Below are 14,935 nucleotides of genomic sequence, written 5' to 3'. Positions count from 1 at the left end.
AATGTCAACCAATCGAAATGTCCGGGATGGGCCTGAGCTACGAGAATTCGTTGCCGGTTCAGGATCACGCACGGGATCTGCGGGCGACTCTCTGAGTTCCGTCTTCGCCGGATTGGTGACCAACTTCCCTGAAGAGTGACACGATGACGTGAGCGAGTCTCATCTGGAGATGAGATGATTTCGGTTGGGTTATTCAGTTTAAGTTGTTATGCCATTGACGATTACGTGGCTTCGTCTTGGCCGTCGTGGCGAAACTCGTTGAAGTGAAGGTATTCCCAGTGTCGGTAGACTAGCGACTGGGTCACCAGTTTCGAGTGTGGTCCCAATGCGACAACTTTGCCTTCGTGTAGGACGATCACTTGATCGGTTCGCCGCACCGTCGACATGCGCGCGGGCAGGAAGATGACGGTCCGCTCACGACAGATTCGATCGTAAGCATCGACCAGCAGGGTTTTGGTGTCTTCATCGAGCACTTCGGTGGGTTCTTCGACAATCAGCAAGGCGGGGCCGCGCGCAATGGCACGTGCCAGATTCAGCCGAAATTTCTGACCCGCGTCTAACGAGTCTCCGTGACCGGTCAGAATGGTCTCGTATCCGTTGAACAACTTGACGATGAAGTTGTGGGCATGCGTCATTTTCGCGGCCTCTGTCACCTGCTGCAGTGTCAGCTCGGCCTGCCCGCCGCGGATATTTTCCAGAACCGTCCCATCGAATGGCGGGTCGTTTGCGGACACGAAGACGGTTTCGGCTCGTAGCGATTCGAGCGTGCCCCAGGCAATATCTTCGCCATCGATCAAGACGCGTCCCTGGCGGGGCTCAATGAACCGAGGCAGCATCAATGCGACGGCACGTGCCTCAAGCGGATCGAGTGATACGATTGCCGTGGTCGTGTCGACGGGGATTTTGAAATCGATGCCATCCAGGACCAGGCGTCCGGCAGGGGTTTGGTACTTCACATTTTCGAAGTGCAGTGTCTTACTCATCGGTTGCAGGAATTTCGCGCCGACGGCCTGACTGACGGACGGAATCTGTTCGAGATATCTGCGAATCCGTTCCGCGACCAGGTTCACTTCGCGACGAATTTCGGGCAATGATCGAAACGCACGCATTCCGGGGATTGCGAGGAAGGCCGCGAAGATAAACGTGAAGGCATCGCATGCCGCCATCCGTGTCGAGGAAGGCAGTTTTCCAACGACCAGGACGTTTCCACCCACAAGAAACAGCAAAAATGCGAGCAATCCCACACAAATCAGAACCACATTTCCTTGAGGGTGGGCCACTTTGTCTGCGGTGCGTGCTGCGTCCATCAATTGCGAATGGTAGCGGTCCAAATGCTTCTGAAACTGCTCAAGTTCGGTCTGTTCGATTCCCAGCCCTCGTGTCAGGCGGGAATTCTGCAGTCGCGAAAGCAGGGTCTGTTCTTCGTCGCGGATGCGATCTTCCGCCAAGTTTTCTTTTTGTTGTGCCTTGCGTCGCACTCCGTCGACGAGCAGCAGAACGAGAGTGGTCGGAGCGATCCATTGCAGTGCCAGTCGCCAGTCCAGGCTGAAAAGCACGGTCGCCAGGCCGAATAGTTCCGGTGCATATCGAATCGTGGAGCAAATCACATCGTGCAGGCCACGACGAATCGTTTCGACTTCGGTCGTGAACAAGTAGGTCGCGGTGCTTTGCTCAGAACCGTCGAGATCTTGCGGCCCAATGCGAAGTACCTGTCGGAAGAGATTTCGGCGGGTGGCGGTGACGGCTTCAATCGAGCCGCGCTGACAACTCAGTCGCATCTGGCGCAAAGACCCGTCACGCAGCAGATACAGTCCTGCCGCCGACGAGAGCAGGCAGACGAGGGCGAGAATATTCGACTGCAGCCATGGCACCTGTCGGTACAGGTAGGCAATTCCAGGCCCCCACCAAAAATCGCGATTGTGCCAGACTGTCGGCAGAATTCCATGTTCATCGTAGTAAACGTGAATCGGTTCTGGTGGTGCCTCTTCGGCGGGGACCGCGTTCGCGGGAACGGTGAGCTTGACTTGGCCATCGGCGGGCGCTGTCGCACGAATGACACTCAGGCCGGACAAGCGTTCAAACCGTTCGATGTCGGGAGGCAGCAGCGACAGGTCAATGTGGCCGCGATCAATGAGTAATCCCATGAGCAGATTGAGGTTACCCAGGAGCAAAACTAATGCGATCGCCGCGAGGATGGACCAGCATCCGGCGATCCGTGCCCGACCGCGCAAGAGGCTTCGTCTGGAGAGAATTCTCTCAACCGTATTGATAGGAGCCGCGTCCACTAGCGTTGCCGATCTGCAAATGATTTAGCAGTGGTGTCCGTACGCCGAGGTCAGCCGAATCCAGCCAGTCCGTTATGGGCAAGCATCGTCTGTCGAGAGCTCTTGTCTTGAAGTCTCTTAAGGCAAAGCGCGCCGTTGGATGCTTCGATTGATTGTCGCTCCTAAGGCCCCCCCAAGGGAAGTGTTCACGTGGGGGGGATTGCTCCGATTTTCAGGCCAGATCGCGATCTTCGAACAGAATAAACGCCAACAGGATCGCGGCACAGCAGTAAGAAGCGCAGTAGATCGCCGACCAGCCAAGGTAGTCGGGCGGAACGGTCGCCCCGGTGGCAACGGCCGCGCTGATATTGAAGAGGTCCAGCGATGGCAGGATCGTGGCAATCAATCGTGCCATAAACTGAACAAATTCCAGCTTCAGCACCCCAGCTTGTACCAGCAATCCGGTCAGGTGTCCCACGACGAAGATCGCGAAACAGCTTGTCAAATTCACGACCATGGGCAGACGCGTCGAGATGGCAACGCTAACGGCTGACATGACAGCGATTTCCATCAACAGCAGGCCGACGCCCGGCAACACCTGGTACACTTCGACAATTCGTTCGGCATGGGTCGGAATCTCTTTCGAGCCTTCTTTGGCGTCATAGCTGACTTTGAAGTAGATCAGGACCAGGAACACGGTGACAACAGGCAGCATATACCAGAGAATTGCCTGAAAAATCCCGATGTACTTTCCAAGGACAAACTGACGTCGATTGATCGGTTTTGAGAGTAGCGTCATCGCTGTCTTGCCTTCGATTTCGTCGGCAACACTGGTGCTGGCCGTCCAGACCGCGATCAACAGGCCCGTGATCAGAATCGTGGCCAGTCCGCAGTCTTTCAGCATCTTGACGTCTTCACCCAGTGTGAAGAACGGCACGACATAGTTAATCAATAGCACGACCACGGCGAGTGCCAGGCACAACAGAAAGACTGGCTGGCGAACCGCCTCTTTGGTCGTTGCGCGAGCGATAATGCCCGCTTTTGTCATGTAGGAAAAACAGATCAGGCCCACGAGCAGCAGCACGCAGACGATGATCGTGGGGATCCAGTTCACCGCACCGACAGTCGCGATTCCCCCATTTTCCGCGGCCAGAACGCAAAATGACCAACATGACGGCGTCAGCATGAACATCCTCGCACGAACAAAAATGCACCGAAATATCTACACCGTGACCGAACTACGCGGCGCAGAGTACGTCGATCCAGGAGAGTTTGTTGGACCGAACTCAAGAATGTACCGATCGCGGAAGCCGAAGAAAACTCGCTGCGACGAAATGTTCCAATCTTTCGGCGACGGCATGTCCGAACAGACCGTCTGTAAGATCCGGGAACATTCGCGACGATGTCGGAGTTCGCACGATCCCTGCGGAATGGGCCAAGTTTGGCGAATGAATTCTTCGTACGTGTGGAACGGATGTTGCGGCTAGCAAGTTGCGGCTAGCGATGAGCACGAGACGAATAGGCCAGTGGCACGCACGATACGAATTGTGATTTTCTGAGATTGAAGGCGACGAACGTCGCGAAAGAATATGCAAAATGTAAATTTTATTGACGTTACGAGCGAAACACGCCTCGGCTGCTCAACCCACTTCGAGCAACCGAGGCCAGAGGCTTCGCAGTCCCCAGCCCAATTAACCCACTTTAATCGGCAAAACGTCGTTCGAAATTACATCTCGTTGGCGTAGTACGACGGAGTCTGAATGAATCGTCGTTGCCGTTCGCGATCACTGAACATCCAGATTCGTCCTCGCCATGTGACGGCCATTCGCGGATCACCTTTCCCAGCCCGGGAACCTTCACGCGAACTGACCAGACATTGACCGTTGGCGACCGGCCAATATTTTTCCGGATCTTCAAGGAACTTCTGACGTCGTTCTGCCGTTTCGAAGCAAAGCATCTGACCACGATGCTCAGCCACGAATTCGGCAGAACCTTTCCGAACCCGAGTTTCTTCCAACAAGCTGACCAGGCAAAAACCGTCGAAGGCATATTTGACGGCATTGGAAGGCTCGAGTGCCGAAACCGCATCGCCGGCTATTGCCGTCGTCTGGGTTTCGGGCAGCGACCGCGATAGCGTCGCCAACGTGTTGGCCAGACTGTCGGCCGATTGATAACCCGCCATCCGTTTCAGGATTGTCAGGTCGGGAGCAACGATAATCGTGGTCGGGTACGCTTCCACGCGAAATCCCGAGACCAAATCCGGTTGTTCGTCTGCGTCGATGAGCAGCGGCACAAAGTTCGATCGAACGAGTTCGACGACGCGTGAATCCGTGAACGTCAGCTGTTTCATCTGCTGACAAGGAGCACACCAGCTAGCCGTCACCCTCACGAGCACTGGTTTGCCATCACGGGCGGCTTCATCGGCGGCTTGCCGATAAGACGTTTGCCACGAAATCGAATTGCTGGATCCTCCCGAGTCTTGGGCTTGGACAGACAACGCTGTCGCGGCAACCAAGATCAGGCTCCGAAAAAGAGCGGATTCCATTCGCGATTTTCGCATACCAACCTCCTGGGCCGAACCATTGGTTCTCAAACCGTCCTTGTCCCCGCTCGGTCAGCTCACGGCCCATCCTGTCGCCACCGAGTCCAGAGGAGCGGGACAGAATAGTGGTGCTCCAGGGGGGCTGCCACCGACCTGACCGCAGCCAACCTTTCAGTTTTGTAATGTTCTGAAATGTGTCTTGAAAAACGAATCAAAGTTGCTCTGTCCGTTCTCTCAAGGATTTACGCCACCATCCAAAGATTGTTCTGTCAGATGCATAAAGACTTACGGCGAGCCGTTGGCCACTTTTTTTCAAAGATTTAAGTCAGATTTGAGAAAGTTTTTCGTCAAATCAGCGAAAATGCGGCGTCTTTCCGGCCATTTCACGTCCGGTTTTCACCCATTTTCCAACTGTCCAGCAACGGCATCGGCGATGTCAAAGAGTAAAAAAACCGCAGGCACGCGACTGTGCCTGCGGTTTTCGGGAGATCGTGGTCTGACTGCCGAACTCCTCCCGCCAGATTCATCCGGCGACCACGATCGGGACGTATTTTCAAGCCGACGGAGGCAACAACAGCGGCATATCCTCTGTTCCGTCTGCTTCTTTATGATGATTTTCAGGAAGGCCGAGAACTGGCTCGTGTGAACGGGCGTTCTTCGAATTGCTCGTGCTGCGGGGCCCTGCGGGCCATTCACGGATTACGCCATGACGCGTCTTGATCGGCGTCTGGAGTTTGGGTGGTTCAATGACCGGTTGATCGAAGACATCACCTTCATCATGGCCGGGCGAGATCACGACGTCATGCTCATCGACGTCATCGACTGGAACTGCGGCCGCGAGTTCGGGTTGAGAATCCGTGTTTGCCGAGCGTGCTCGGACGACTTCGCCGTTGTTCGATTTACTTGTCCACTGTGAACTTCGTATGCCACCCAGTTTCGCCGAACCGTTTTTCCCCTCTGATTTCGCCGCCGTCTGGTTGACCTGACTTTGCTGGGCAAATGTTGGCAGCTTGGGCTTCCAGCGAGATTTCTGCGCCGAAGGTGCTGGAGGAATCGCGGGGGTTGGTTCGGAATATCCTGGAACGGGAGGAATTGCGTCTGGTGGAATTGGTTCCAGATTTGGTGACTCGACATCATCGTAGGGGCGCGGTGACCGTTCGAATGATCGATAGAACGGAGCACCCCAAGAGCCTGACGAAGAACTCGCCCGGTCAGGCGAGTTCACTGAAGCACTGCGACAACCGGACACGAGAATCAGGCTGGTGACGAATGACACCATTGCGGCAATGCGTTGCGTATGAAAATAGGTCTTCATGGGAAAGTACCTTCAAACCATGCGGCTGTGGTCCCCGGCCTTCCCTGACCTGGTTTGCGAGTCCTGCTGCGTCTCGCTGTTTCAGAAATCGGCTTAACTTGCCGAAGTCAAGCAGTTTTCTTGGCAGAAAACGGCAAATCTGGCCGCCAAATTCTGCCTGGTGCAGTTGGGTGACCTCTGACGCGCGTCTGAGAGCCCCGCGCAGTCGGAACGGCTATCGTTCAAGGCAACTTGGGCGTCTGAGCCGCTTGCTATCCGCCGAATAACGACACGTCACGGCCGAAGTACGAAATATTCAGTTCCGGCGTCTCGATCCGTCGGTGTCCTTCGACTTTGGAATCAAGGCACCGATCGAGCAAGGCACTGACGATTTCGGTCCGTTCCACTGGATATGGGGCCACGCCGGTCGTAATCATCTCTTCGATTTGCGCGACCAAGCATGCGGAATAGGTGACATTGGGTGTCGGTGGCAGGAAAAACTGTGTGGAGACGATGTCGCCACCTTTAATCTGTGCGGCGAATGTATAATCCTCGACGGCACCATTCAGCATCAGCAGCGTGGTGCGAAGTCCGTCGCGGCGCTTGATCAAATAGGCTGCTGGTTGTGTGACAAGTTTCTGCAATTCGCCATTTGTCGCCAGGTTCTGCATGCGAGAATCCAGCTTTGTGACACCTTGAGTTGTGTCGGATCGCGTCAGGGCGGCTTCCAGCAACCGCTTCGACCATAGACCTTCTTCACCCGCCTTCCAGACCGCGTCCCCTTCGATGAGTTGCACCGATTCGATACCGGTCTCACCGCCCTTTCGGCGTTCGACCATGCACTGCATGGCTTCGAGGGCATGGTAGTCCATGGGATCGGAGCCGCCGACACCCACCATCAGTGCTTCGTCGAGTTCTGCACCGTACGGAACTTCCACGGGCGGCAGTCGCCAGGTGACTGGAAGTGATGAACCAGCCAGGAACGGAAATTTCAGGCGTTTGGAGTCCGCCACCATCTTGCGGGCTTTTTTTCCGTCGTATGACAGGTGTTTGTCATTGAAGATTGGAACGGCGCGTCCGTCTTTTTCGAAAACCTCGACGGCCTGTTGAAAGAACTCAAATCGCGGGTATTGAACTTGTCCCTTGGCATTAATGGGATATTTCCCGTGTTCCCCGATGATCACGACCCCATCGACGGCCAGCTTGTCGCCACCGCAACGCAGTGCTTCGGCAATGGTGGGATAGACCTGAAATCCATGCGCTTCGGCTCGTTTCGCACTGAGATCGCCCTCGGGGCGCTGGTCGACATACAGGGAGACCACCTTCAGAGGCGGGGTGTGCCATTGGCCATGACGTGGGTATCCAATCAGAAAACGATCGCCCATGTGCTGGGCATGTGACTGATATGTAAATACCGTCGTGACGATGGCGATTCGCTTCGGTTCCGCCGCAGCCGCAAACAACGAACGGGGGCCAACCAGCGCCGCGGTTCCCATCGCCGCGAGAAATGTCCGTCGATCAAGCATCAGGTTCTCCGGAATGTGGATTCTCGAGTGGGCTGGTAGGCAACCGACAGATGTGGCGTTTCCAATCGGCGTTCCTTTTGGAACAGCGAATCGATGGCGGCCGCGGTCATGCCTGTCGTGAGCAAGGTGCGTTCGATCGGATAAGGCGATTTTCCGGTCAGGAACAGCGACTCAATATGATGAACCTGCGGATTGAAGAAGTTTCTCGTCGTGTAATACGGCAAATAGAACATCAACGAAAAATACTCGCCTCCCTTGAGCTGCGCGGCCATACTGCAATCGCCGACAAGGCCAGGGAACTGCAGGATCGACACCTTCATTCCGTCGTTGTATTCGAATCGGTAGGCATAGGAATCCGGCGCCAGGCGACGAATATCTTCGAGGCCAGGGTACGTGTGACTGTACGTTTCACGATTGGATTTCAGTTGATTGCTGCGCGACAGGCAGGCTTCGAGCAGTTTCTGATCCCATCCGCCGCCACTCCATGTTCCTGAGGCCAGCGCCTTCCAGAACCGGTCGCCCTTAAACGCCTCGACCGCTTTCACACCCGTCTCGCCCCCCTTGCGGCGTTCAACGACGGATTGAAGGGCTTCAATCACATGGATATCGCCACCATCGATCCCGCCAGTCCAGATTCCGACGGCTTCCTCAATTTCGGCACCGACTGGCAATTCCACGGAAGGCTGACGCCAACTGACAGGCAATGACGAACCCGCCATGAAGCCAAAATTCATGCTTTTCGCAGTGTCATACATCTCCTGGGCGTACTGCCAGTTCCAGGACAGATGCTTGTCATTGAAAATCGGCGCGGTTCGTCCGCTGTCACGATAAACCTTGACGATCTGTTGGAAATACTCGTAACGGGGATAGAGCATCTGCCCTTTTTCGTTGGTGGGATACTTTCCGTGTTCACCAATCAGCAGAACTCCATCGACCGCAAGCTTGTCACCGCCTTGTGTCAATGCCTCGGCGATCGTCGGGTAGATCTTCATTTCCGGGTGACGCGCGGCTCGTTCGCGGCTGAGGTCGTTTTCGCCCACCTGCTCGACGTACAGGGAAACCACATCCATCGCCGGAAGGTGATGCTTTCCATTCCAGCCATATCCGTCCAGGAAGCGGTCGACGATGTGTTCGGAGTGGGAATACTTATGGTAGATCGTGGTCACCGCAGCGATTCGCAAGCGACGATCTGCCGCCCAAGTTGTCAGCGGCATTGCTGCCAGGCCACCGGCCGCGGTGAGCAGAAAATCTCGTCGATTGCCAAGCATGTCTGATCCTTGCGTGACGACTGACGCGCCGAGGCTCTGGTTTGTCCCGAGCCAATCGAGAACGTCCGTCGGGGGCACTCGTATCATCGAATTTTGATGATTGCGTTGCAGTTCGTTCACGTCAATCGAGTTGACCGAATTGCTGCGGTGACAACGTGCGATGGCTGGTGGATTCGTTTGAATATTTCTCGTTTGGACTGTTCTGACAATTCAGGTCCAAGGGATTCCGCGCGAACGCTTACGGTGTGCCGCGGCGTTCGTTAATCTGTCGAGCGAACCGTCGTTTACGCTTCATTCCAGGATTGGAATTCACCTTTGAATAACATGCTTGAACCGAACGCTGGCCCGCCCGAGGGTTGGACGCGTGTCGCGTCTTCCTTGCGTGAACCCCTGATTGCGCAGCTCGCGGCAGACGAAATCGTTCTGGCATACATGATTTCTGATATCGATCGTGAACGGTTCTACCGTTCGACTCTATTGGTGCTGACGAACCGTCGGTTTCTAAGTTGTTCCATCGCAAGCGGTATTCAAGAGTGGCCGCTGTCTGCGATTGAGAAGTTGAAAACCAAAGATCGTGGCGGCCTGGGAACGCTCGAGATCCTCGGCACGGAAGGTCGGCTCGGGGTTTGGCACTATACGATTGCTCAAGGTCCCTCGGCGCTTGTACTAGGGGATCGATTCGAGGAACTGAGTGCGAAGGGCGGACATATTGAACGGCCTGAGGAAGATGAAATTCCCATGGCCGAGGAACACGAACCGCCTCCTGATACCGCGGCATTGTTCCGACTTTGGCAATTTGCGCGGCCTCACTTGGGATGGATGCTGTTGGCGCTCGGCATGTCGTTGACTGCTTCGATTGCCGAAGTCAAGACGATCGAGATGACCGAACCGCTGGTCGATTTGCTGCGAGAGCATACCGTAGGGCCAGGGCAACTCTTTGCAAAATGTGGGTTCTATCTGGCTGTCATGCTGGGCGCCGCGGTGGCGGCGTGGTTGCTGGGATGGGGCCAGGGAGCGCTGCTCGCATGGATCAGCGAACGCATTACGGGCGACCTGCGACGCCGGACGTACTCTCATTTGCAGAGGCTGTCACTTGAGTACTTTGGTGGAAAACGTACGGGCGACCTGATGTCGCGAATCAGCAGTGACTCGGATCGGTTGTGTGCGTTTCTCTCTGACAGCATTGTTGATTTCATTGCGAATTCAATTCTGTTGATGGTCGTGACCTACGCACTTTTTAGTTCGAATTTCAAGGTCGCGCTTGTGGCGCTGCTGCCGTTTCCCTTCATCGTCTGGTTGATGTACTACGCCCGTGACAAGTTACAGATCGGGTTTCAAGCCTCCAGTCGCGCGTGGGGGGCGATGTCGAGCGTGCTGGCCGATACGATTCCGGGTATTCGCGTGGTCAAAGCGTTCGCGCAGGAAGATCGCGAAATCGAACGGTTCTCGGTTGCCAATGAACTGGTCGTTTCTTCGAACAATCGCGTCAACAGGCTTTGGACCTTCTTTTGGCCGCTGATTACCTTCTTGAATCACCTTGGCGTGTTTGTGGTTTGGGTTTGTGGTGTCTGGCTGATCGGTAATCACGATGAATCAGGATTTAGCGTAGGCGCCCTGGCGAAAGTGGTGCTGCTGAGTGAGCGGTTCTATAGCAAGCTGGAAATGATGAGCCGCATCGTCAATGCGTCCCAGCGGGCCGCGGCCAGCGCACAGCGAATCTTCGAGATTCTGGATCGCGTTTCGAGTGTTCCAGAGCCCGCAAAGCCGATCAATATCGACAAGCTTCGTGGTGATCTCGAGTTCCGCCACGTGGGTTTCCGCTATGGAAATCGCAAGGTCATCCGTGACTTCTCGCTGAAGATTGAAGCGGGCGAGATGATCGGTTTGGTGGGGCATACCGGCGCAGGGAAAAGCACGCTCATCAATCTCGTCTGTCGATTTTTCGACGTCGCGGAAGGCGCCATCCTCGCCGATGGAATCGACATCCGCAGTTACAATGTCGAGCAGTACCGACGCAACGTGGGGATCGTGTTGCAAGACCCCTTCTTGTTTTACGGCACGATCGCGGAAAATATTGCGTACGGATCGCCAACGGCCACGCGCGAACAAATTATTGAAGCCGCAAAGGCGGCCCGCGCGCATGAATTCATTCTGCAACTGGCGGATGGTTATGACTCACTGGTCGGCGAACGCGGCCAGTCGTTGTCCGGCGGCGAGCGACAGCGAATCAGCATTGCCCGCGCGTTGCTGATCGACCCGCGAATCCTGATTCTGGATGAAGCGACGTCCGCACTCGACTCCACGACAGAACGTCAGATTCAGGAAGCGTTGCAAAACCTGGTTCGTGGCCGAACAACAATTGCGATTGCACACCGCCTGAGCACCTTGCGGCAGGCCAATCGCATCATGGTGATTGATCGTGGCCGCCTGATGGAAATCGGGACGCACGACCAATTGCTGAAACGAGACGGCGCCTATGCCGCACTGCATCGAGCTCAGCAGGAACTGACGAAAGACATTGGCTGGTAGCCTGAAAAGGGTTTATGAATGTCACCTTTCCTGTGTGTGCGATGACAATGACATTGGCGGCCATTCCGGCCAGGATACTGTAAAAAACAGAGGAGTCGGCACATTGGGCTGCATACTGTCATGGCGTTTTTTGAATCCTCGAGGAGTCAGTCCCTGCTGCGTCATGACGAACTGTTGGCCATCGAATCAGCAATTCTACCAGTCGCCGTCGTTCCCATTCAGTGGGTTTATGGATGGCGGGCAAGCATGGAGATGTGGGGTTGAGATTCTTACGAGCCTGTTTCAGTTTTAGCTGACAATCAATGTCGCTTTGCTGCCGATGCAATTGCATTGGGTGGCCTCTTCCGCATCGCGCTCGATGTTCCCGCAAAAAAGCATCCGGCCATTTTATTGGTTAGAAGCGATTCTCTGCGAATGCGCGTGCTTAGAGTGGTTCAACCGATACCCTAGCGCCCTCTGCGTAGTCTTGGTCTACCAAGGAGGTGGCGGATGTCCTATTCGAAGGAATTTCGCGGCGCGGTTCTGGCGGCATGTGATGCGAATGAAGGAACTCAATCTGTTGCGTTGCGATTTAAAGTCTCAGAGTCGTGGGGACGTCGAGTCAAGCAGCAGCGTCGCGAGACGGGCCAAGTGGCGGCAAAAACGACTCGCAATCGCAAGCGAATTTGGCAGGATTGGGCAGACTGGCTTCTGGCAAAGATTGACGAGCGACCTGACGTATGCTTGCGTGAACTGCAGGCCGCTTTGAAGGCGGAACGCAATGTCGTCGTCTCATTGCAAACGGTCTGCAATGCTTGTCATGCATTGGAACGAAGTCGAAAAAAACTCTGATCGCCTCCGAACAGGATCGGCCCGATGTCGTTGAGCAACGAGTTCAATGGCACGCCACACAGCCAACGATCGATCCGAGTCGTGTGGTATTCATCGACGAAACCTGGGCCAAGACAAACATGACGCGTCCATACGGCCGTTCGATCATCGGAACGCGTCTGATCGAAAAGACCCCGTGTGGTCGATGGCAGACGACGACGATCTTGGGGGCTTTACGAGCGACGGGGTTCATTGCTCCTCTGACTGTCGAAGGGGCGATCAACGGAGACATCTTTCGAGCCTGGATCGAGCAGCATTTAACTCCGACACCGGCACCGGGCGATATTGTCGTGATGGACAATCTCTCCAGCCACAAGGTGGCCGGCATCCGCAAAGCCATCCAGGCTGTTAGCGCCGAAGTTCGCTACTTACCGCCGTATTCGCTAGACCTGAATCCCATTGAACTCGCGTTTTCAAAACTCAAAAACCTGCTCAGAGACGGTGCAGAACGAACGACGGAGAAACTCTGTGGGAAAATCCTCGATTTCTTCTCTGAGCACGAATGCCGAGGTTATTTCAAGCACTGCGGATACCGCTACGATTAATGCTGAACCGCTCTGGAAAGATGCTCAAAGTTCGTGTTGAAACGCGGCGCGCTCCTTTTTTCATGTGCCGTCAATTTCACGTAATTTTTACTGCGAATGGTTGACGTTCTGTGTGTGGTGTAATAAGTTGCATGTGGCTAATAATGGTGCGTTGTGTTTCAGTTTGCGTTCATGGGGTAGTTGTCGCGAATTGCTAGGGGATAGAGGTGGTAGCTAGTCATTGGTGCTCGTTACCGATTTTGTTTCGCAACTTGTGGAGGTGTATTATGTCTCGTATCAACACTTTCTTAACTGTCGTTGTCGCTGCGCTTTCATGCATCAGTAATGGCCCGTCGTTTGGTGCCGGAATGACCTGCAAGCGCATCGACACATATTATCAAGATCTCACATTTTTAGATACGACTGTCGCCGCGCGATCGTCATCAAATCTTATGTGGGCGTCGGATGGAGATGGGTTTAATTACCTTGGAGATCCAACGTTGGCTACATATCCCGTAAGTTTACAAGCGAGCAACGGAGGCAGTTCTGCCGGGCAGGTTGCGAACTTGACTTCGGCAAACATCTACCCTTTTGGGACAGCTAATATCGTAGAGCCCCAGGTCTCGTTTTCAGCTGGTACTGCGATGAGCGCCGATATTTCAGCAAGCGACCCCAATGCTCAGGCTCAATCAGTCCTTCATTTCGGGGACGATGGATGTGGGGCGAGAGGGCTTTTCCAGGCTCAAGGGACTCCAGGTCAAACAGGGACATTCAGTGGTAAAATGGATATCATCATTGGTTTTGATCCGGTAGTAGGGAACGCTGGAGTGACTTATGGTGGGTGGAAAATCGTATGCGGAGGTAGCTCGTTGCAAGGCACGCTTGCTCCGGGGGGCGCTGGTTGGGATGTAACCGGAACGATCACTGTCAGCGGTGTATCTCAGGGGGTGAGTGCATCTTGGCCATTGGATGTTAATACGATAATAATTACCAGCCAGCCAGCGCATGCGGGAGATGTTTTTCGTCTTGAGGCCATCTCATACTATTTTGAAATTATTGCAATTGCCAATCCTAATTCGGCGGTAACCGCAGGCATATCACTTGCGCCATCTTTTTCGATACAACCGTGAGTAGGGGTTGTGCTCCAGGGTCAGTGCCCACATTGGGGGCCGTTTAGAGAACTTGCGCTTTGGCCGTTTGTTGTCCTCGCGATGAGTCTAAACCCCTCGCCTTCAGGCGAATCCTTTAGGTTTTACGCTCTCCGGTTAATATGTGGGCATGGAGAACTATCGATCAAGTACCCATGGTCGTTTCGACATCAAATACCGCTTTGTATGGGTGACAAAGTACCGCAAGGGAATGTTGGCCGGTCCGGTTGGGGTTCGCCTTCGCGAAATCTGTCGGACGCACGAGATTGAGATCCTGCAAGGAGCTGTCTCATGAGACCACGTGCACGTGTTGCTGTCTTGCCCGCCGAACATCTCTTACAGCAAAGTGATGCAATATCTCAAAGGAAAAACCTCCCGAAAACTCATGATTGAGTTTCATCATCTGCAGAAGCAATGCTGGGGTCGTCACTTGTGGGCTCAAGGCTACTTCGTGGCTTCCAGCGGCACCGTAACAGATGAGGTGATCATGGAGTACATCCGGCAACAGGATGGAACGGAACCGAAGGATGGTGGGGCTGATTTTAAGGTAACTCAATCGTGAGCGAAGGACTTCAGTCCGTAGTTCACGATTTCTTCGAACCTACCGGCTTACAGCCGGTAGGCTTCAATTGCTTCGTGTACTATCCCATTTGGATTGCTGAGGATCGGGCCCCTGTTCATTCAGGTTTGGGAGTTGTCAGTCAGCATTTTTAGAGCTTGGAGGATCCTCGTTCCGAGATCAATCTTCAGCATCCTTTGGTGATCATGATTGTGAATTCGATCATGGCGATCCTCGCGGGAGCTGATGGTCCGACATCGATCCCAAAGTGGGCTTTGCTGAAAAGTGACTTCCTGTTGCATCACCTGGATTTGCCTACGGCATTCCTCGAATGGATGTCTTCCGTCGTGTCCTTTCCGCCTTAAACCCGCTCGAATTTTTAACCTGCTTTGCGTCCTGACTGCACTCCTT

The 14,935-nt window shown here is 54.4% G+C and carries 11 protein-coding genes and 1 pseudogene; 6 read left to right on the top strand and 6 right to left on the bottom strand.

Annotated elements, in window-relative coordinates; translation table 11 throughout:
* Positions 1 to 221 precede the first annotated feature (221 nt).
* The 6 genes from OSO_RS0105930 to OSO_RS0105895 all read right to left on the bottom strand — a co-directional run bounded on the left by OSO_RS0105930 (position 222) and on the right by OSO_RS0105895 (position 8,894).
* Complete coding sequence (locus tag OSO_RS0105930) at positions 222 to 2,231, bottom strand: ABC transporter transmembrane domain-containing protein (RefSeq protein ID WP_010582555.1); 2,010 nt, start codon at positions 2,229 to 2,231, stop codon at positions 222 to 224.
* Positions 2,232 to 2,496: 265 nt separating this feature from the next.
* Complete coding sequence (locus tag OSO_RS0105925) at positions 2,497 to 3,450, bottom strand: ABC transporter permease subunit (protein ID WP_010582554.1); 954 nt, start codon at positions 3,448 to 3,450, stop codon at positions 2,497 to 2,499.
* 540 nt (positions 3,451 to 3,990) lie between these two features.
* On the bottom strand, positions 3,991 to 4,824 hold the full coding sequence (locus tag OSO_RS0105915; protein ID WP_010582552.1) for a thioredoxin family protein: 834 nt from the start codon (positions 4,822 to 4,824) through the stop codon (positions 3,991 to 3,993).
* A gap of 535 nt (positions 4,825 to 5,359) precedes the next feature.
* The gene (locus OSO_RS0105905; RefSeq protein ID WP_010582551.1) at positions 5,360 to 6,121 is read right to left on the bottom strand and encodes a hypothetical protein; all 762 of its coding nucleotides are present in this window, start codon (positions 6,119 to 6,121) and stop codon (positions 5,360 to 5,362) included.
* A 251-nt stretch (positions 6,122 to 6,372) separates the two neighbouring features.
* Complete coding sequence (locus OSO_RS0105900) at positions 6,373 to 7,626, bottom strand: hypothetical protein (protein WP_010582550.1); 1,254 nt, start codon at positions 7,624 to 7,626, stop codon at positions 6,373 to 6,375.
* On the bottom strand, positions 7,626 to 8,894 hold the full coding sequence (locus OSO_RS0105895) for a hypothetical protein (RefSeq protein WP_029246697.1): 1,269 nt from the start codon (positions 8,892 to 8,894) through the stop codon (positions 7,626 to 7,628). Before OSO_RS0105895 ends, OSO_RS0105900 begins: the two co-directional genes overlap by 1 nt.
* A 324-nt stretch (positions 8,895 to 9,218) precedes the next feature.
* On the opposite strand from OSO_RS0105895, the gene OSO_RS0105890 reads away from it, so the two are divergent.
* The 6 genes and pseudogenes from OSO_RS0105890 to OSO_RS52530 all read left to right on the top strand — a co-directional run bounded on the left by OSO_RS0105890 (position 9,219) and on the right by OSO_RS52530 (position 14,889).
* Positions 9,219 to 11,423 (top strand): cyanophycin metabolism-associated ABC transporter, encoded by a 2,205-nt coding sequence (locus OSO_RS0105890; protein ID WP_010582548.1) that lies wholly within the window; start codon positions 9,219 to 9,221, stop codon positions 11,421 to 11,423.
* 489 nt (positions 11,424 to 11,912) lie between these two features.
* Positions 11,913 to 12,254 carry a COG3415 family protein gene (locus OSO_RS42335; RefSeq protein ID WP_010582547.1) on the top strand — a complete coding sequence of 114 codons (342 nt, stop codon included), beginning with the start codon at positions 11,913 to 11,915 and terminating at the stop codon, positions 12,252 to 12,254.
* Positions 12,218 to 12,838, top strand: a complete 621-nt coding sequence (locus tag OSO_RS0105870) for an IS630 family transposase (protein ID WP_010582546.1) — start codon at positions 12,218 to 12,220, stop codon at positions 12,836 to 12,838. The genes OSO_RS42335 and OSO_RS0105870 overlap by 37 nt, the downstream gene beginning before the upstream one ends.
* 266 nt (positions 12,839 to 13,104) lie before the next feature.
* Positions 13,105 to 13,947, top strand: coding sequence for a hypothetical protein (locus OSO_RS0105865; RefSeq protein WP_010582545.1), 843 nt, complete (start codon positions 13,105 to 13,107; stop codon positions 13,945 to 13,947).
* A 148-nt stretch (positions 13,948 to 14,095) separates the two neighbouring features.
* Positions 14,096 to 14,527: pseudogene (gene tnpA, locus OSO_RS42330) on the top strand (IS200/IS605 family transposase).
* 203 nt (positions 14,528 to 14,730) lie between these two features.
* Positions 14,731 to 14,889: a hypothetical protein gene (locus tag OSO_RS52530; protein ID WP_390510697.1), complete on the top strand. Its 159-nt coding sequence runs from the start codon at positions 14,731 to 14,733 to the stop codon at positions 14,887 to 14,889.
* Positions 14,890 to 14,935 lie beyond the last annotated feature (46 nt).

The sequence above is a fragment of the Schlesneria paludicola DSM 18645 genome (genome assembly GCF_000255655.1).
Classification (GTDB): Bacteria; Planctomycetota; Planctomycetia; order Planctomycetales; family Planctomycetaceae; genus Schlesneria; species Schlesneria paludicola.
The sequence above is the reverse complement of the archived record's forward strand: the minus strand, read 5'-3'. Positions and strand labels throughout refer to the sequence as shown.